The sequence below is a fragment of the Agrobacterium sp. M50-1 genome (genome assembly GCF_049843495.1).
Classification (GTDB): domain Bacteria; phylum Pseudomonadota; class Alphaproteobacteria; order Rhizobiales; family Rhizobiaceae; genus Agrobacterium; species Agrobacterium radiobacter.
The window spans coordinates 680478-698735 of sequence record NZ_JBBHZH010000001.1 but is presented as its reverse complement, the minus strand read 5'-3'; the positions used below and the strand labels follow the sequence as shown (position 1 = coordinate 698735).

The 18258-nt window shown below is 58.4% G+C and carries 16 protein-coding genes; 5 read left to right on the top strand and 11 right to left on the bottom strand.

Annotation, left to right across the window (positions count from 1 at the left end):
* Positions 1-2 precede the first annotated feature (2 nt).
* Positions 3-161 carry a hypothetical protein gene (locus WDZ78_RS03205; RefSeq protein WP_155844714.1) on the top strand — a complete coding sequence of 53 codons (159 nt, stop codon included), beginning with the start codon at positions 3-5 and terminating at the stop codon, positions 159-161.
* A gap of 15 nt (positions 162-176) precedes the next feature.
* Positions 177-1631, top strand: coding sequence for a glutamate synthase subunit beta (locus WDZ78_RS03200; RefSeq protein WP_020012259.1), 1455 nt, complete (start codon positions 177-179; stop codon positions 1629-1631).
* 83 nt (positions 1632-1714) lie between these two features.
* On the opposite strand, the gene WDZ78_RS03195 is transcribed toward WDZ78_RS03200, so the two are convergent.
* From WDZ78_RS03195 to WDZ78_RS03180, 4 genes are all read right to left on the bottom strand, one after another.
* Entirely contained in the window at positions 1715-3070 is a 1356-nt protein-coding gene (locus tag WDZ78_RS03195; protein ID WP_020012258.1) for a sensor histidine kinase, read from the bottom strand.
* Entirely contained in the window at positions 3067-3741 is a 675-nt protein-coding gene (locus tag WDZ78_RS03190) for a response regulator transcription factor (RefSeq protein WP_020012257.1), read from the bottom strand. Before WDZ78_RS03190 ends, WDZ78_RS03195 begins: the two co-directional genes overlap by 4 nt.
* 251 nt (positions 3742-3992) lie before the next feature.
* Positions 3993-5228 (bottom strand): SGNH family hydrolase, encoded by a 1236-nt coding sequence (locus WDZ78_RS03185; protein ID WP_425672292.1) that lies wholly within the window; start codon positions 5226-5228, stop codon positions 3993-3995.
* Between the two features lie 63 nt (positions 5229-5291).
* Positions 5292-6515 carry a lytic murein transglycosylase gene (locus WDZ78_RS03180; protein ID WP_425672291.1) on the bottom strand — a complete coding sequence of 408 codons (1224 nt, stop codon included), beginning with the start codon at positions 6513-6515 and terminating at the stop codon, positions 5292-5294.
* 195 nt (positions 6516-6710) lie between these two features.
* On the opposite strand from WDZ78_RS03180, the gene galU reads away from it, so the two are divergent.
* Entirely contained in the window at positions 6711-7598 is an 888-nt protein-coding gene (galU, locus tag WDZ78_RS03175; RefSeq protein WP_003506117.1) for a UTP--glucose-1-phosphate uridylyltransferase GalU, read from the top strand.
* A 57-nt stretch (positions 7599-7655) separates the two neighbouring features.
* Here galU and uppP read toward each other — a convergent pair whose 3' ends face one another.
* A complete protein-coding gene (gene uppP / locus WDZ78_RS03170; protein WP_425672290.1) occupies positions 7656-9155 on the bottom strand; it encodes a polysaccharide biosynthesis protein UppP in 1500 nt (499 codons plus the stop codon).
* Between the two features lie 418 nt (positions 9156-9573).
* Between uppP and WDZ78_RS03165 the strand changes: the two genes are divergently transcribed.
* Positions 9574-9939 carry a PAS domain-containing protein gene (locus WDZ78_RS03165; RefSeq protein WP_020012253.1) on the top strand — a complete coding sequence of 122 codons (366 nt, stop codon included), beginning with the start codon at positions 9574-9576 and terminating at the stop codon, positions 9937-9939.
* 112 nt (positions 9940-10051) lie between these two features.
* Positions 10052-11047 (top strand): KpsF/GutQ family sugar-phosphate isomerase, encoded by a 996-nt coding sequence (locus WDZ78_RS03160; protein WP_003506123.1) that lies wholly within the window; start codon positions 10052-10054, stop codon positions 11045-11047.
* A 34-nt stretch (positions 11048-11081) separates the two neighbouring features.
* Here the strand turns inward: WDZ78_RS03160 and WDZ78_RS03155 are convergent, their stop codons facing one another.
* The 6 genes from WDZ78_RS03155 to WDZ78_RS03130 form a co-directional block, all read right to left on the bottom strand.
* Positions 11082-11546 carry an NfeD family protein gene (locus WDZ78_RS03155; RefSeq protein WP_425672289.1) on the bottom strand — a complete coding sequence of 155 codons (465 nt, stop codon included), beginning with the start codon at positions 11544-11546 and terminating at the stop codon, positions 11082-11084.
* 2 nt (positions 11547-11548) lie between these two features.
* A complete protein-coding gene (locus tag WDZ78_RS03150; RefSeq protein ID WP_425672394.1) occupies positions 11549-12598 on the bottom strand; it encodes an SPFH domain-containing protein in 1050 nt (349 codons plus the stop codon).
* Positions 12599-12655: 57 nt separating this feature from the next.
* On the bottom strand, positions 12656-13690 hold the full coding sequence (gene hemH, locus WDZ78_RS03145; protein WP_026364048.1) for a ferrochelatase: 1035 nt from the start codon (positions 13688-13690) through the stop codon (positions 12656-12658).
* 350 nt (positions 13691-14040) lie between these two features.
* Positions 14041-15966 carry a 5'-nucleotidase C-terminal domain-containing protein gene (locus tag WDZ78_RS03140; RefSeq protein ID WP_020012249.1) on the bottom strand — a complete coding sequence of 642 codons (1926 nt, stop codon included), beginning with the start codon at positions 15964-15966 and terminating at the stop codon, positions 14041-14043.
* 217 nt (positions 15967-16183) lie between these two features.
* Positions 16184-16558: an outer membrane lipoprotein Omp10 gene (omp10, locus tag WDZ78_RS03135; RefSeq protein ID WP_003506132.1), complete on the bottom strand. Its 375-nt coding sequence runs from the start codon at positions 16556-16558 to the stop codon at positions 16184-16186.
* Positions 16559-16707: 149 nt separating this feature from the next.
* A complete protein-coding gene (locus WDZ78_RS03130; RefSeq protein ID WP_425672288.1) occupies positions 16708-18153 on the bottom strand; it encodes a homospermidine synthase in 1446 nt (481 codons plus the stop codon).
* Between the last annotated feature and the right edge of the window lie 105 nt (positions 18154-18258).

Below are 18258 nucleotides of genomic sequence, written 5' to 3'. Positions count from 1 at the left end.
GCGTGAGGACACTACACCAACTGGTCTCGCTGATGATCGCGGTCGCCGTTCCCACGGCGATCTACTGGACGAGCGGCGAGACCGGATTTGAGTTCATCGTATTGGGGGCGGTTATTGGTTTCGCCTACTGGTACTGGGGCCCGACAGGCGCTCCGCTTTGATGTGAGGACATAAACGTGGGCAAGGTTACAGGTTTTCTGGAGATCGACCGTCAGGTGGGCAAGTATCAGCCCGCATCGGATCGTATCCGCCATTTCCGCGAATTCACCATTCCGATGTCGGATGCCGAGGTACAGAAGCAGGCGGCGCGCTGCATGGACTGCGGCATTCCCTACTGTCACGGCCCGACGGGCTGTCCCGTGCACAACCAGATCCCCGACTGGAACGATCTAGTCTATAACAACAACTGGGAAGAGGCGATCCGCAACCTCCATTCCACCAACAACTTCCCGGAATTCACCGGCCGCGTCTGTCCGGCACCCTGCGAGGAAGCCTGCACGCTGAACCTCGAGGATGCACCGGTCGCCATCAAGACCGTCGAGCAGGCGATTGCCGACAAGGCCTACGAGCTGGGCTTTATCGTGCCGAAGCCGGCGACGATCCACACCGGCAAGAAGGTTGCCATCATCGGCTCCGGCCCGTCCGGCATGGCGGCTGCGCAACAGCTAGGCCGCGCCGGCCATGAGGTTCACGTCTATGAGCGCGAAACGAAGCCCGGCGGATTGTTGCGTTACGGCATTCCGGATTTCAAGATGGAGAAGAACTTCATCGACCGCCGTGTCGAGCAGATCAAGGGCGAAGGCGTTACCTTCCATTGCGGCGTCAATGTCGGTGTGGATGTGACGGTTGAGGCACTTCTGGCCGATCACGATGCGGTTCTTTATTGCGGCGGTTCGGAAACCCCGCGCCCGGCCGGCATCGGTGGTGCCGATTTTAATGGCGTTTACGACGCCATGCCTTATCTCGTGCAGCAGAACCGTCGCGTCGGCCGTGAAAACATCGACAGCATCGGCTGGCCAGCCGATCCGATCCTCGCCGGCGGCAAGCATGTCGTCGTCGTTGGTGGTGGTGATACGGCCTCTGACTGCGTCGGCACGGCTTTCCGCCAGGGTGCAGTGAAAGTCACACAGCTCGACATCCGCCCGATGCCGCCGGAAAAGGAAGACAAGCTTGCGGTCTGGCCTTTCTGGGCAACGAAGATGCGCACTTCCTCCTCGCAGGCAGAAGGCGCCGTTCGCGAGTTCCAGGTTGCCACGCTCGAATTTGTTGGCGAAGATGGCGTTCTGACCGGCGTAAAGTGCTGTCAGGTGGATGATCGTCGCAAGCCGATCGCCGGCACGGAATTCATCATCAAGGCCGATCTCGCCTTCATCGCCATCGGTTTCTCCGGTCCTTTCACGGACAGCGTGCTGAAGGAAATGGACGGTAAGCTGTCGCTCAATACCGACCGCCGCGGCTCCACCAACGTGGTTGCCAACGAGACGGATTACAGGACTTCGGTTGACAAGCTGTGGGCGGCGGGTGACGTGCGCCGTGGCCAGTCTCTGGTGGTCTGGGCGATCCGCGAGGGCCGTCAGGCCGCGCGCGCGATCGATGAGGCGCTGATGGGGGCGACCGTTCTTCCGCGCTAAGCAACGAAGATAATGCGAACGGAAAAGGCCTGTTGCGTCTGCAACAGGCCTTTTCTTTGTCTTCGAAAATGCGGGCTTCTTCGTCAGCAGTAGGGAAGGGTGATACGGAAGCAGGCGCCACCGGTGGAAGCATCGTTGATGGTAATCTCTCCGCCATGATAACGGACGATTTCCTGCACGAGGTTGAGCCCGAGTCCGGTGCCGCGATCCTTAGGCCGCAGGCGGTGGAAGGCGTCGAAAATCAGCTCCCGTTCCTCTTCGGGAATGCCATTGCCTTCGTCAGCTATCTCGATCACCCGGTTCGCCGCGACCCTTATCGTGATCGTTCCGCGATTGCCGCCATGTTCGATGGCATTCTGCACGATGTTCATCAGGGCGCGCTGCAACGAGGCGTCGTCGGCAAGGGCGAGGATCGGCTCTTCCTCCGGCTCAAAGGAGAGCGCATATCCCTGTGATATGGCGAGCGGAGCCATATCGGCGACGACCGACCTGCAAAGGCCGACAAGATCAAGGGGCACCAGAGGCGCCTTCTGTCCGCCGAGACGCTGTAGATCCAGCAATTGTTCGGCCAGCACGGCAATGCGGCTGGCATCCGCCAAAATTCTGTTTCGGGCCGGGCCGTCCAGCAGCGTTTCAACGCGGGTCTGGAGAATGGCGACGGGGGTCCGCAATTCATGGGCGGCATCGAGAATGAAACGCTTGTGCCGTTCGTAGCCGTCATCCAGCCGTTTCAGCGCGCCGTTGACGGCATGCACGAGCGGCTGCACCTCTCGTGGAATATCGCCATCCGGCAGCCGATATCCACGTCTGTCGATATCTATGGTTTCCGCTGTGCGGGCAATGGCGGAAAGGGCGCGAAATTCCCTGCGGATGAGCCAGGGAATGGCGACAATCGTCACGATGGACATGAGAATGAGGACGGGCATGATCAGTATGTTTGAGAACAGCAGGACGGGGAAAGTCATGCTGAACGGGCCGCCCTTGCCGATCATCACGAATTCTCCCGCTGGCCCGGAGGCGCGACGAACGACGGCGATGCGCACCACGGCAAGATAGGAATAAGAAAGCGCCGCGTCGCGCACGTCCGATATCCTGACGTCGCTAAGCTGTTGATCCATATTGCTGAAGGCCTCAGGCACCTGCCCGCCCTGAACGATATCGCCTTTTTCGCTGACGGCGACAAACCAGAAATCAGAAGTGCCGTTGCGCAGGTTGATGAACTCAGGTGTTTCCTTCAGAACCAGCCGATTATCCTTATCGCGCACGATCGCATTGGCGGTTATCTGGGCCGCCTCGGGGCTGAGCAGCGCGCTGCCCGCACCGCCACTCGACATATAGGTGATGATGGCCGTGGTAACAATGAAAAGGCTGCCGATCTGGAATAGCAGCAATTGAATGGTGAGGCGGCGTTTGAGCGATTTTCTTTTGGCCGGTTTCATAAGGTGGCCCTCAGGAGATAACCGACGCCACGAATGCCGTGGACTTCGAGACCCGCATCTGCGGCCGCCAGTTTGCGGCGCAAGCGGGAAATGTGGGAATCGAGCGCATTGGACTGGATCTCATCGTCGAAATTATAGACGGCTTCCTCGAGCAATGAGCGCAGCACCGTTCTGCCCTGCCGTCGCAACAGAGCTTCGAGGATAAGTAGTTCCCGCCTCGTCAGGGGGAGAAATTCACCCATGATGCGCACTTCGCGGGTTTCGAAGCAGAATTCCAGCCTGCCGAGCTTTGCTGTCATCGTGACCGCCCCCGCCGGCCGGCGCATGAGGGCGCGGATGCGGGCAAGCAATTCCTCGACGGCGAATGGCTTGGCCAGATAATCGTCCGCGCCGAGATTGAGGCCATTGACCCGATCCGCAAGCGAACCCTGCGCCGTCAGCACGATGACGGGCGGGGTGACGGGCAGGAGGCGCAAATCTTCTATCAGCTGGATACCATCGCCATCAGGCAATTGCCGATCAAGCACAACGAGATCGTGAACACCGTCCATGATGGCGTGACGGGCAAGATCGAGCGTGCCGACAGTATCCACGATAATATCGAACCGGTGGAGCGCGGCGGACAGGGCTGCCGCCATTTCGCGTTCGTCTTCAACAAGCAGCAGGCGCATGAATTCATCTCGGCATTGTCCGGTGTACCTTCCGGGAGGAAGGGGCGCGGGCGAAAGGCAAAAAAAGACGGCGCCGCTGACGCTACGGACGAGCGAGGCGTCGCCGTCAAATAGATATCGCCATGCAAAAGGGGGACCGGGGGTGGTGGATGGCCAACCCCGCATTCCTGCAAAGCTGTACCTATCCTGTCATGCGCGTATTGCCTAAACATTACGCCCGCTGCGGGGCGGTCAGGCCGCTGCGAAAGCGCTTATTGTTTTGCCTGTGTGGTATCCGGCGCCACACGATAATCATCGATACGGCCTGCCGGCGCATCGGCCATCTCGCCGCGCTTGGTCAGCCTTTCGCGCGGCGATTCCACCACGGATACGCGTGTCGGCCCGGCGGACAAAGGGGCGTCGCCCAGCAGCTTGTCGCCGCCATCGAGATTGGGATCGGTCAGGCTGATCGGCTGGGTCCGCACCTGCCCCGCATCGATGCCAAGTGCGGGCAGGGAGGTGAGCGCCGGCAGATTACTGCCGTCCAGTTTCACGAGGTCCGGCCCGGCGCTATCAAGGTGCCGGCGCACGAATTTTTCGACGTAAAATGCAAGCTTGCGCTTGCCGGCCTGGGTCATGCCGATGCCATCAGCCTCGCGCAGGCGGGCCTGCTGGCCGTTCATATCGTAGCCGGTAATGACGAATTTTCCCGCCTCATCGACGAAACCGTCCCAGACATCGACGAATTCACCGCCATATTTTTCGACATGGCTGCGATAAAGCCGGTTGAAACCGACGAGATCGGCCGAAAGCGACGGCGACTGGAAGGCGGGAAGGCCAACCCAGAGCAGCGGCACCTTCTGGCGTCCGGCAAGGGTCAGAAGTTCGTCGATCCGCCGTTCATATTCCTTGAACCAGACCTCCGTGCCGAATTTTTCCCTGATATCGCCGATCTGCATCTGCTGGCGATCATTCGATCCCATCATGATGACGATGGTGGCCGGATTGGTTTCGCTGATTAATTGCGGCAGGTTTTTGAACCAGTCGTAATAATCGGTGCGCACGAGGCCGGAAGAGCCGTTGGCACGCACATCGACGGCGATTGCCGGCGAACTGGCAAAGGCATTGACCAGTTCTTCCCCCATGCCGCCGGCGAGAAAATCGCCGATGACCAGAACGCGTCTTGCATTTTCAAGCTTGGCTGCCGGCTCCGGTTTTGCGGTTCGCATCTGCACGACCGAGGGCGCTTTTCTGGCGGGTTGCGGGCGGGTGACCGATCTTTCACGCGGGGCAGAGGGAAAATCCCGGCGGTTGCGGGGCTGGTATTCGCGACCGGATCCGCCATCGCGGCCCACCGGTCTGCCAAAGAGCATTTCAAACAGGGTGCGCCGTTGCTCCTGTGCGAAGCTTTCGGAAGGAACGAGCGGCACGGTAAGCACAGCGGAAAGAAGGACGGCGCAGAAACGCCAGCCGGTTCTTCCGTTTTTCGCCGCAGGTTTCCTACTCATGACATCAACCCTTCCGGACGTATCGACGGCACCAACGATGCCGTCGAATTCGCCGGCACATTATCAATTGCGCAAGGCTCTCAGCAACCGCTGCGACGGCTGGCCGTCGGTTTCCATGCCCATGCGCGACTGGATGGCGCTGATGGCGGCTTTCGAACCGGAGCCGAAGTTCCCGTCAACCTCGCCATCATAATAGCCGAGTTCCTTCATGCGGGTCTGGAGTTCGAATTTTTCACGAATATCCAGCGTCCCGTCGGGGCGCGGCCATTTCTGCTGCATGCCGCCATAACCGGCAATCTCATCCGCAAGCAGGCCGACAGCCAGCGCATAGCTGTCGGAAGCGTTGTATTTCTTGATGGTGAAGAAGTTCTTCATCATCAGGAAACCCGGGCCGTTTGCGCCGCCCTGCAATTTCAGCATGGCGCGATCGGAACCGCGGGTGAAATTCTTGCCGTTCGGACGGGTGAAGCCAAGCTTTGCCCATTCCGCAATGGTCTTCGTCTGCCCTTCATAACGGGCGCCGCCACGCGGAACGGCGGTTTCGTAACCCCAGGTCCGGCCGGGTTCCCAGCCGTTCTTGGAAAGAAGATTGGCAGCGGTTGCCAGCGCGTCCGGAACGGAATGCCAGATGTCGCGCTTGCCGTTGCCATCCGCATCCACCGCATAAAGCAGGTAGCTGGTGGGAATGAACTGGGTGTGACCCATCGCGCCCGCCCAGGAGCCCGTCAGCTGTTTCGGCGTCACGTCGCCCGCCTGAAGAATCTTCAGAGCGGCGATCAGTTGCGTGCGCGCGAATTTGGCGCGCTTGGGATCGGAATAGGCGAGCGTTGCCAGCGCCTGCGGAATATTGTGCAGTCGCTCCGGCTTTTCGAGAACCGCGCCGTAATTCGATTCCATCGACCAGATGGCGAGAATGATGTGCTTGTCGACATTGAAGTTACGCTCGATCCAGTTGAGGGTCGTCGCGTGCTTCATCTTCATTTCGCGGCCGATCCGCACCGTGTACGGATTGACGCGGGAATCGAGATAATCCCAGATCTGCGTGGTGAATTCCGGCTGGAAGGTGGCCTTGCGCAGCGCATCCGGATCCGGCTCGCTGACACCGGCAAAGGCCTTCTGATAGGTCGCCTTGCTAATGCCTTCTTTCGCGGCTGTTGCGTAGAACTGGTTGATCCACTGTCTGAACCCCGCATCTGCGTGAGCAGAAACGGGCGCCAGCGAGATTGCCAAACCTGCAACCATCATGCAGCCGAATTTGCGGACACCTGAAAGGATCATCTTTGTCATCGTCAGTCTTTCGTTCTCTCGAATGTCATTTCGATTGCGAAAACGCATCGGGCGTCGTCATGGATAACAAAAGAACGTCAACAAATTCTTTACCATTAATAGATGGTAGCGTCACCCTTTACAAAACGTTGTTATTTTTGAAATAACAACAGCGTGCGGGGATTGTGATCAAGTTTTATCTCTCAGGAGGGATATGTGGTAGAACAGAAGAAAATTCGGAAGGCTGTATTTCCGGTCGCAGGTCTCGGTACGCGTTTCCTGCCCGCCACAAAGGCGGTTCCGAAAGAAATGCTCACCGTCGTCGACAAGCCTGTCATTCAATACGTCGTCGATGAGGCGGCGGAAGCGGGCATTGAGCATTTTGTATTTGTCACCGGCCGTGGCAAGGCGGTGATTGAAGATTATTTTGATATTCAATTTGAACTCGAACAGATGCTGCGCGAGCGCAACAAGAATGCCGAGCTGACATTGCTGGCCGGCCTTCTGCCCAAGGCGGGCACGGCAAGCTTCACGCGCCAGCAGGTGCCGCTTGGTCTTGGCCATGCGGTCTGGTGCGCCCGTGATATCGTCGGCGACGAGCCTTTTGCCGTGCTCTTGCCCGACATGATCATGCATTCGCAGAAAAGCTGCCTTAAGGGCATGGTCGAACTTTACGACCAGACCCAGGGCAACGTCATCGCGGTGCAGGAATGCGCTCCTGATCAGACGCATAAATATGGCATCGTCGGCGTGGGCGACGCTGTCGGTGAAGGCTTCAAGATTACCGAAATGGTCGAAAAGCCTGCCAAGGGTACGGCGCCGTCGAATTTCTACATCAACGGCCGTTATATTCTCCAGCCCGAGATTTTCGACATCCTCGAAAATCAGGAGCGTGGCGCCGGTAATGAAATCCAGCTGACGGACGGCATGCTGTCGCTTGCCAAATCGCAGCAGTTCGCGGGCTATCATTTCCGTGGCCAGACCTTCGATTGCGGCGCCAAGGATGGTTTCATTCTTGCCAACGTCGCCTTCGCGCTTGAGCGTGGCGATATTCGCCCTGCAATCGAAGAGCCGATCAAGGCTCTGATTGATGGTCTGAAATAATCGACCGAGCACATAAGGAAATCCCGGCCTTCGCGCCGGGATTTTCGTTTGTGGCTGTTATCGCTTCAGGACAAGTCCCGCGCCGACGCGCAGTTCGCTGCTGTCATAAACCGGCGTCCACTGGTAGCTGACGTCGGCTGTCAGGTCGAGATAGCGGTTGAGACCCCAGGTCAGGCCGGCGCCTGCGGTATATTCCACGGCATTTTCGATGTCGGAAGAGGGGAATGTGCGGTGCACGATCTGTCCCGTCAGGCGGGCGACGAGGTTGCTGCGCAATTCGTGGGTCAGGCCGGCATCCAGCCTGTAAGAAATCCAGCCACCCTGCGGCCCGCCGGCAAAGTCCTCTATCGTCGTGCGCAGGCCGAGGTTGACATTCGTGCCACGCTGGGGCGACCAGTTGAGTTCGCCATCCAGTGTCAATGCACCGATCGAGGCGAGGCGATCGTCATCATATTGCTTGCGCAGATAACCGATGGCGGCCTCGCCGCGTGTCTTCTCGCCAAGATCGACTTCCGCGCCGACCTTTGCCCCGTAGGAGTTGGAGGAACGGGCATAGCCCGAATTGTCGAGACGCCTGTCATATTTGGTCGTCCCCGCATTCAGCTCGAGGAAGGGGATGAGCGCCGGCGACAATTCGTAGCCGATGCGTCCGCGCAGGTTGGCGCCATTCTGGTCGCGGTCGCTGAGGCTGATCGGTCGTCCGTCTGTGCCCTTTGCATCGGTATAGACCGTGCGCGAGAGATCGAGCGCTGCCAGACCACGCAGCTTGCCGAAGTCCCGCTCTATCGACGCGCCCGTGGTGAAGCGGTGTTCGCCGCCCTGTACGGCAGCGCCGGTCAGAGCGTTGGGGTCCGTCGTGTCCTCGCGGCTGAATTCGTAACCCGCCTTGAGATTGGCTGTCGTTTCTTCGCCGAGATCAAGACGCAGGTCGGCCTCTATCCTTGCCCGGGGCTCTTCGCCATCCTTGTCGCTGCCGAAGTTTCTTTCCCAGGCGCCGTCACCTGTCACCGTCAATGCGTGGCGGGACCAGTCGCTGGTGAGCGTGCCGCGTATACCCGTCGTCAGATAGTTGCGTCTGGAAGGGCCACCGGTATTCGTTTGTTTTTCCGTATTGATCGTCTGGCTGATCGAAGGCCGTAGCAGGAATGTACCGAGCCGGATGCCGGGCGTCTGTCCGGGCTGTGTCGCTATCCGTGGATTTTCGCCGCCGTCCATCGTCGGCTCATAGGGGTTTTCGGCGTCGGCATAGGGTTGGCCCGCGTCGTCCTGCTGTTCGTAGATCGGGTCGCCGGGATTGTTGGACGGACGCCAGAGTTGTGGTGCGGGCGCTGGCGTGGCTGTGGCCTGAACCGTGCCTGTGCTCACTCCTCCATTCGTCGCCGGCGGGGGTAAAGTTGTTCCGTCTCCGGCAGAAGCGGCGGCCGGCAATACGGGCGTGGCCGTCGTTGCAGTCTGCGCGAAAGCGCTTCCCTGCGGGCAAAAAATCGTGCAGGCGAGCAGCAGGGTTGCTGCTTTCCGCGACGTCGGCAGACGTGTGGCGGTGCCCTTCACATTCATTCCTTTTCACCCGGCGAGTTTGGCCGATGCCGGATCGAAGGCCCGCCAGGGCATCTCCTCGGACCCGATGAGTGACAGGCCGATGAAATGACATGAAGAAACCAGGGACCAGACAGGCGACGCAAGTTTTAACATCGCTTTAACAATAGTTTTTTATGGTTAACAGTTGATAAAGATCGCCGGGATTTCAGCGTTTTGGCAGGTGGCGGAAAAGCGGGAGCACCCATCACCGGATCAGGCAGCTCGATTTCGTCCGCTCCGATGACTGGAGAAAAATAGTCATAAATGCAAAAAAATTCTAATATGAGAAGATTAAAACGTTTCAATTTGGCACGGAATCGCCCTATGATCTAACAGGGTTGATCTTCTATTGCCCACCAAGTCGTATTGAATTTATTTTGTGTGACAGCGTCGTTTCATGAATCCCGTTTTGAACATCAAGCAGGTCGGTTTTTATTGCTGGGATATTACCAATGACCGTTTCTATTTAGATGAAGTATGTGCTGATCTCTTCGGGATTCCACTAAGACAGGCGATGCAGGGTATCAGCATTTTTCAGATGCTCGAAAAAGTGGATCTGGATCATCGAAATCGTGTGATCGAAACGGCATTGGTCACCCTGAAGGCTGCGAGTTTTTATGATCAGGAATATGCCGTGCGCCGTAGCGACGGCTCGGTCTCATGGGTAAGGACGCTCGGGCGCTATCTGGTCGATGAAGAAAACATCCCTTTCAAGCGGCTGGGAACAATCGAGGAGATTTCTCCGCCGGACCGGCGTCATTGACGACATGCCGTCATACCGAAGCCGCCGAACATTTTCGGGTGGGATCTACTAAAACTCGGTGCTTGACGGCTGAAGAGTGGACTTATTCCGGCTGAAAGAGTAACAGTCGGCCATGATTACGCGCGCCGTCAAACTGGTCGAAGACAATGCCATCGAATCCGCCGTGCGGACGATTTCGATGGAACGGGCTGGCCTTGCCGCCCTTGAAGACGCTCTCCAGAACGGTCTTTCCGAGCCCTTCTGCAAGGCGATAGAGACCATCGGCCAGTCGAACGGCCGCCTCATCATCACCGGGGTCGGTAAAAGCGGCCACATAGGCGCAAAGCTTGCCGCTACCTTTGCCTCCACCGGCACGCCCGCCTTTTTTGTGCATGCGGCGGAAGCCAACCATGGCGATCTCGGCATGATCGGCGGCGATGACGTGGTGCTGGCGATCTCCAAAGGCGGCGAAAGCGCGGAATTGCGCAGCATCATCAATTATTCGCGCCGTTTTTCCATTCCGCTGATCGCGCTCACCTGCTCGGAAAATTCATCGCTGGCCCAGGCTTCAGATATCGTGCTGCTGGTTCCCAATGAGCAGGAAGCCTGCCCGCTCGGACTTGCGCCGACGACCTCCACATTGATGCAGCTGGCGCTGGGCGATGCCCTTGCCGTCGCGCTTCTCGAGGCGCGCAATTTCACGGCGGGCGATTTCAAGGTATTTCATCCCGGCGGCAAGCTGGGGGCGAGCCTGACGCTGGTCAGCGATATCATGCATACCGGTGATCGCGTGCCGCTGGTCAATAAGGGAACGGCCATGCCGGAAGCGGTTGGTGTTCTCTCGCGCAAGCATTTCGGCTGTGTTGGCATTCTGGATGAGGATGGCCGTCTGTGCGGCATCGTCACCGAGGGTGATATGGCGCGTAACCTGTCGCGCAACCTCGCCGAAATGACGGTCGACGATATCATGACCCGCTCGCCGAAGACCGTCAAAAAATCGGTGCTTGCGACCAGCGCACTGGCGACGCTGGAAAAATTCCATATCGGCGCGCTGATTGTCATTGATGACGACAATCGACCGATCGGGTTGGTGCATTTCCACGATCTCTTGAGGATCGGGGTGGCTTGAAGCCTCGCCGATTTTGAGAAGCTGATCCTGAAACCTATCGGTCTATCGGCTCGACTGTCAGCGTGCGTCCGCGCGCAGAAGCGATCCTGACACGGGTTCCGGCCGGCAGGTCTTCGCAGTTTACCGGCCACCATGTATCGTCCAGCCTGATCCGGCCACGTCCTTCCACAATCGGCTCCTGAAGGGTCGCAGTGCGGCCGACAAGGCTTGCCTCCCGCTGATTAAGGAAGGGCTCGTCGCTTGCCCCGCGGTTTCGGCCGAAATATTTACGGCCGAGCAGGGCGAAGACGACGGAGAGCGTGGCAAACAGCACCAGCTGCAATTGCCAGGCCCAGATTGCGGCATCCCATAAGAACAGCGAAAAGACGCCGATGACCAGCGCTGCGATGCCGATCCAGATCAGGAAGACGCCGGGCGCGATGAGTTCTGCGGCGAGCAGCACGAAGCCGACGATCCACCAGCTCCAGGGTCCCAGCTCAGTGGCAAGCCGTTGCAGCATCGTCACTTCTCCGATGAAGAGCCGAAGGGATTACCCGGGATGGTAACATTGATGCTTTGGCCGGAAGACCGGGTCGGCGGCACGGAGCGGGATGACGTGGGGGCGGCGGGTGCGCTCGGTGCATCGCCCTTGTCACCGAAGACCTCCCGCGCAATCGTGCCGATGCCGCCGAGGGAGCCGATCAGTGCCGAGGCTTCCATCGGCATCAGCACGATCTTGGAATTCTTGGCCGTGCCGATTTCGGCAAGCGCTTCGGTGTATTTCTGGGCGACGAAATAGTTGATGGCGTGGACGTTGCCGGAAGCAATGGCTTCCGACACCATGCGGGTGGCGTTGGCTTCGGCCTCGGCCAGACGTTCGCGTGCTTCGGCATCGCGGAACGCCGCTTCGCGCTGACCTTCCGCCTCCAGAATGGCGGATTGTTTGGCGCCTTCCGCGCGAAGGATCTGGGCGTTGCGGGCGCCTTCGGCTTCCAGCACCTGCGCGCGCTTTTCGCGCTCCGCCTTCATCTGCCGCGCCATGGAATCGACGAGGTCCTTCGGCGGCGCGATATCCTTGATTTCGATACGGGTGACCTTGATGCCCCAGGGCCCTACCGCCTCATCGACAACGCGCAGCAGGCGGTCATTGATGGCGTCGCGGTTCGACAGCAGCTCGTCGAGGTCCATCGAGCCCATCACCGAGCGGATATTGGTCATGGTGAGGTTTTCGATCGCCATTTCAAGGTTGGCGATCTGGTAAGCCGCCTGTGCGGCGTTCAACACCTGATAGAAGGTGACGGCATCGGCAGAAACACTCGCATTGTCGCGGGTAATGACTTCCTGCGTCGGTATGTGGAGCACCTGCTCCATCACATTCATTTTCGAACCGATTCTTTCGAAGAACGGCACGATGAGGTTCAGGCCCGGTTCGAGCGTGCGGGTATAACGCCCGAACCGCTCAACGGTGTAACGATGCCCCTGCGGCACGGTCTTGATGCCGGCAAGCAGCACCAGAATAACCAGAACAACCGCCGCTATGACGACGATGTCGAAACCGCCCAATGCAATCATCACTTTCCCTCCAAATCGGAACTATCGGGGATTTATCCCAACAACCTTATGGCAATATTACACCCAGCCTTGCAACTCCCGTCTTACAACCGTTTCGAGAACATTCATGCCCTCGACGCTGTCGTTGAGACACGGAATATGGGTGAATTTCTCACCGCCATTATGCAGGAATATCTCACCGGCTTCACCGGCAATTTCTTCCAGTGTTTCAAGACAATCCGAAACGAAGCCGGGATTCATGACGGCGATGCGCTTCACTCCCTCGGAAGCCAGTTTTTCCACTGTTTTGTCGGTATAGGGCTGCAGCCATTCTTCCGGCCCGAAACGCGACTGGAAGGTGATCATGAAGTTCTTTTCGGTCCGGCCCAGCGCTTCCCGCAACAGACGCGCGGTTTTCTGGCAATGACAATAATAGGGGTCGCCTTTTTTGAAATAGGATTGCGGAATGCCGTGGAACGAGGTGATGAGCATTTCCGGCTCCCAGTCCAGCGTCGCCAGATGGTTTCTGACGGAGGCCGCGAGCGCCTCGATATAGGCGGGGTCGTCATGATAGGGCGGCACGGTGCGAATGGCGGGCTGCCAGCGCAGCTTCATCAGATGCTCGAAAGCCTTGTCGTTCACGGTTGCGGTGGTCGATGCGGCATATTGCGGATAAAGCGGGAAAAGCAGGATTTTTTCGCAGCCCTGTTCCTTCAGCGCGTCGATCTTCGAGGCGATTGAGGGCTGACCGTAACGCATGCCCCAGTCGACCACGACATTAGGCAGATCTTTCAACGCTGCCGCCATCAACTCGCCCTGGCTGCGTGTATAAGTGCGCAGGTAGCTTTCATTGCGTTCGTGGTTCCAGATTTCCTCATAGGCCTTGCCGACCTTCTGCGGGCGCTTGTTGAGGACGATACCGTAAAGAATGGGATACCAGTAAAGGCGCGACCATTCGATTACGCGCTTGTCGCTCAGAAACTCCGCCAGATAACGGCGCATCGGCCAATAGTCCGTGCCGTCGGGCGTACCCAGATTGACGAGCAGGACGCCCACCTTGCCAAAAGTTACAAGGGGATGGTTTGCGGGGAGTGGGGATAGTTCTGTCGCCATGAATGATACCCTGAAACTCGGACTGGTTGTACGAGGAGCGGCCCGCCTCGGATAAAGGCCAGAAACGCTCCATCTTCTGTTTATCTGCCCGAACGCAAACCGATGAGGTTTGGCCGGAATGCCCGAGCTATACGCTCGGGTCGTCATTTTGTTCACCGTGTTCTAGACGAAATTCTTCAGGATTGAACCATCGGCGGCGGCAATTTCCGGGGTGAGGGGAGGCGAAGGCTGTCCCTTGGCAAATCTTTATCCTTAGCGCCTTGTTTTTAAACAGAAAACAAGAAGCCGGTCCCGATGTCCGGGGCCGGCTCTGTGTCTGCGGCAAATTGCCCTGTTCGTTCCCGCCCGGCTTATTGGGCCGGCAGTTCCAGCTCCTCGCCAATTTCAATGTGGTTCGGCTGCTTCAGCGTGTTTGCCTTGGCAATTCTGTGCCAGAGAGCGCCGTCGCCATATTTCTCCGCTGCGATCTTCCAGAGCGAGTCGCCCTTTTCGACGACGTATTTGCTGACGGCGGCAGCGGCCGCAGCAGGTGCCGGGGATGCCGGCGTGGTTGCAGCCGGTGCTGTGGCAGCAGGCGCCGCAGGTGCCGGAGCAGCAGCTGGGGCAGGCGTGGTTGCGGCTGGCGCTGGTGCCGCAGGCTTTGCCGGAGCAACATAACCGGCAGGCGTCACTTCACTGATACGGCCGTCGGTATAGGGCTTATAGGGGCTGTTGGCGGTGATATAGGCCGCAACTGCCTCTTCGAGGTTGGGGCCGAAGTCATAGGCATTGATCGCCTTGGTCGCGAAAACCTTGAAGCCATCACCGCCGGTGCGCACGTAATTATTGGCCGCCACGATATAGGTCTTGGCGGGATCGAGAGGCACGAAGGCGTCGCCTTCCTTGACGTCGACCGAAACGATACGGCTGCCGGCCGGCTTGGAACGGTCGAAGGAATATTTCATGCCGGAAACCTGCATGAAGCGGCCCGCGCCGTCGTCAATCTGGCTGACGCCGTTTTCGAGGGCGGCACGAATATCTTCGCCCTTGAGCTGGAAGGTTGCAACGGTGTTCTGGAACGGCAGAACCGTCAGCACTTCACCCATGGAGACATCGCCGCCATCAATGGAGGAACGCAGGCCGCCGCTGTTTGCAAAAGCGATGGTGACACCCTGATCTTTGACGCGGGCCAGCGTCGCATCGGCCACCAGATTGCCCATGGAGCATTCCTTCACGCGGCAAACCTTGCGGTCGCCCTCAATCGGGCCTTCCGAAGTGCCGACGACCTTTGCTTTCAGGGCTTCGATCGGCGCCTTCAGCTCGTCGATGCGCTTCAGCGTGGCTTCATCGGGTTTGAACGAGGAATCGACGAGGATCGGGTCGCCCTTGCTTTCCTTCACGACGCCGCTGTCATCGAAGACCACTTTGAGGTCGCCGAGATATTTGCTGTACTGCCCGGCCTGCACGACCGGAACCTTGTAACCGCCGGGATTGTCGACGAGCGTCGGATAAGGGCCTTCGGCCTTCTGGTCGGTGTTGGACAGCAGCGTGTGGGTATGGCCGCCAACCACGACGTCGACGTCAGGAATTTTGGCGATGAATTCGAGATCGCGTGGATAGCCGACATGGGTCAGCGCGATGATCTTGTTGACGCCGTCCTGCTTCAGCTTCTGCACCTGTTCGCTGATTTTCGCGACATCTTCGGCGATGGTGATATTGGGACCGGGCGTTGCCAGTTCCGCCGTGTCGTTGGCGACGGCGCCGACGATGCCGATTTTCTGTCCGCCGACTTCGAGCACGATGGACGGCTTGACGCGGTCGCCGATTTTCGAGGCGGCGGTGGCTACCACATTGGCGGTCACGACCGGGAACTGCACCTTGTCGAGGAAGCCGGCAAGGCCGTCTTCGCTATCGTCGAATTCATGATTGCCGACGGTCATGGCGTCGAACTTCATGGCGTTGAGCACTTCCGCTTCCACCGTGCCTTTATAGGTGGTGTAGAACAGCGATCCCTGGAAATTGTCGCCGGCATTCAGCAGCAGGACATTTTTCCCTTCCGCCTTCAGCGCATCACGGGTCTGGTTGATTGCGGTCAGCAGGCGCGCGGCGCCGCCGAAGCATTCGTTCTTGCCTTCTTCTTCCGCCGAGCAGGTCGAGTCGAATTTGTTGATCGATTCGATACGGGAGTGAAAATCGTTGATGTGAAGAATGTTGAGCTCATAATCGGCCAGAGCCGCTCCAGCTGAAAGCGTTATTGCCGAAACGCTCAGCATGCCCAGTCCCAAAATTTTCTTCATGGTCCCTCTCTCCTGTTCAAAGCGGAAGTCCAGGCCGGCTGATCATTCTCCGACCGAGCTCATTCTTTATTCCGAAAACATGTCAGTCTTTCGAAAACCGGATGTTTCCATTTAGCGGCAGCCGCCGCAAGCGAAATTATGACAGGTGGGCAATAAAGAAAAACGCACGCCGAAGGCGTGCGTTTCAGAAAGTCATATCACTGAAAAGACTAGATTATCAGCCTTGTCGCGTCAGCGAGAACTGGCTGTTTGTGTCGGTCGTGCAGTTCAATTGTGACGGGGAGACGAGGGCGCAGTTGACGCGCGACTGCGTGTTGCGCACCAACGACGTCATGTTGATTTCGTAAAGCGTCGGCGAAATCGTCACGTAGGTGCCGGAGGCCAGCAGCGTGTTGGTGTCTGTCGAACGCGTGGAGAAGGCGCCGTTCTGGAACGTGGATACGATGCCGTTGCGGTCGATCCAGCGGCCGTCAACGGCCGGGCCGCGGGAAAGCGAAGGCGCCATCGAGGTCTGCTGGGAGGGGCCCGGCGCGACGCATGAAGACACCGCGATGGCGGCTGAAAGCAAAGCAGCGCTTGTCTTGAAGTTCATGAGCCTGTTCTCCTGCGATTCGATGAAACCTTTTATGCTTCGACCATGCCGTGAAGCGTTCTTTATTTCAAGGCAACGTTGTTCGCTCTCCCCGGTTCCTGACGTCGTTCAGGAAAGCCCCGGCGTGGCAAATATGAGACTCTGCCCCCTCAGCGTACGAGGATGTTGCGGAACTGCCAGGGATCGGACGTGTCGATATTGTCGGGGAACAGTCCCGGGCGGCCATCGAGCGGCGTCCAGTCGGTATAATGTCCTTCGACGGGCCCGAGATAGGGGCGTTGCACCTCGAGGCAGCGGCGGTAATCCACCTCGTCCGCTTCAACGATGCCGGCCTGCGGATTTTCAATCGCCCAGACCATGCCGGCCAATACTGCAGAACTGACCTGCAATCCGGTGGCATTCTGGCTGGGGGCGAGCGAGCGCGTCTCCTGCAGGGTGAGACGCGAACCATACCAATAGGCGTTCTTGTCATGACCATAGAGCAGAACACCCAGTTCGTCGGCGCCGTCGACAAGCTCGTCTTCACCGAGCACATGCTGGATCGGCTGGGGGTTGCCGCCATTGCCGAACAGCTCATGCAGCGACAGAATGGCGTCGTTGCACGGGTGATAGGCATAGTGACAGGTGGGCCGATAGGTCACATCGCCGTCATCGTTGCGGACGGTGAAATAGTCCGAAATCGAAATCGCCTCATTGTGGGTGACGAGAAACCCATATTGCGGTCCGAGCCCCGGGCACCAGGTGCGCACCCGTGTATTGGCGCCGGGCTGATCGAGATAGATCGCCGACTTGCTTCCCTTTTTCTGCTTTTTCGCGTTTTTCGGCATCCAGTTTTCATGCGTTCCCCAGCCGAGTTCGGCGGGCTGGAAACCTTCGGCGATAAAACCTTCCACGGACCATGTGTTCCAGAAAGCCCCGAAAGGCTTCGGCTCTTTCGCCCGCTGGGTATCGCGCTCGGCCACATGCACGCCCTTGACGCCAAGCTGCTTCATCAGCTTCGCCCAGCCTTCCCGGTCATGTGATTGCGGTTCCTCGATGTCGAGGCCGGTATCCTTGGCGAGATTGACGAGCGCCTGCTTCACGAACCAGGACACCATGCCGGGATTGGCGCCGCAGGTGGAAACCGCGGTCGTGCCGCCGGGCCTGCGCGCTCTTTCCTTCAGCATGGTTTCGCGCAGCGAATAATTGGTTCTGGCCGCATTGTCGGCATCGGCATCGAAATAAAAACCGGGCCACGGTTCCACCACGGTGTCGATGTAAAGCATGCCGTGCTTGCGACAGATCCGCATCAGGTCGACGGAGGCGGCATCAACCGAAAGATTGACACAGAAGCCCTGGCCCTGCACGCCTTTGAGAAGCGGCTTGAGAACTTCCTTATAGTTCTCCTTGGTCAGATGTGTCTGGACGTGGCGAATGTTTCTCTCAGCCAGAAAGGCGGCTATATCTTCGCGCGGGTCGATGACGACGAGCCGGGTCCTGTCGAAATTGAAATGACGTTCGATCAACGGAAGAGTACCGCGCCCGATGGAGCCGAAGCCGATCATGATGATGGGGCCGTCAATATCGCCGTAAATCGGGTGGTTTGCGTCCGTCATTCGTCAATTTTCCTTTTTCAGCCAATAAGTAAGCTAGATCATAAAAGCGTGCCACAATAAAGGGCAGGTGGATGACGGACATATGACGATAATGACGGCGAGACG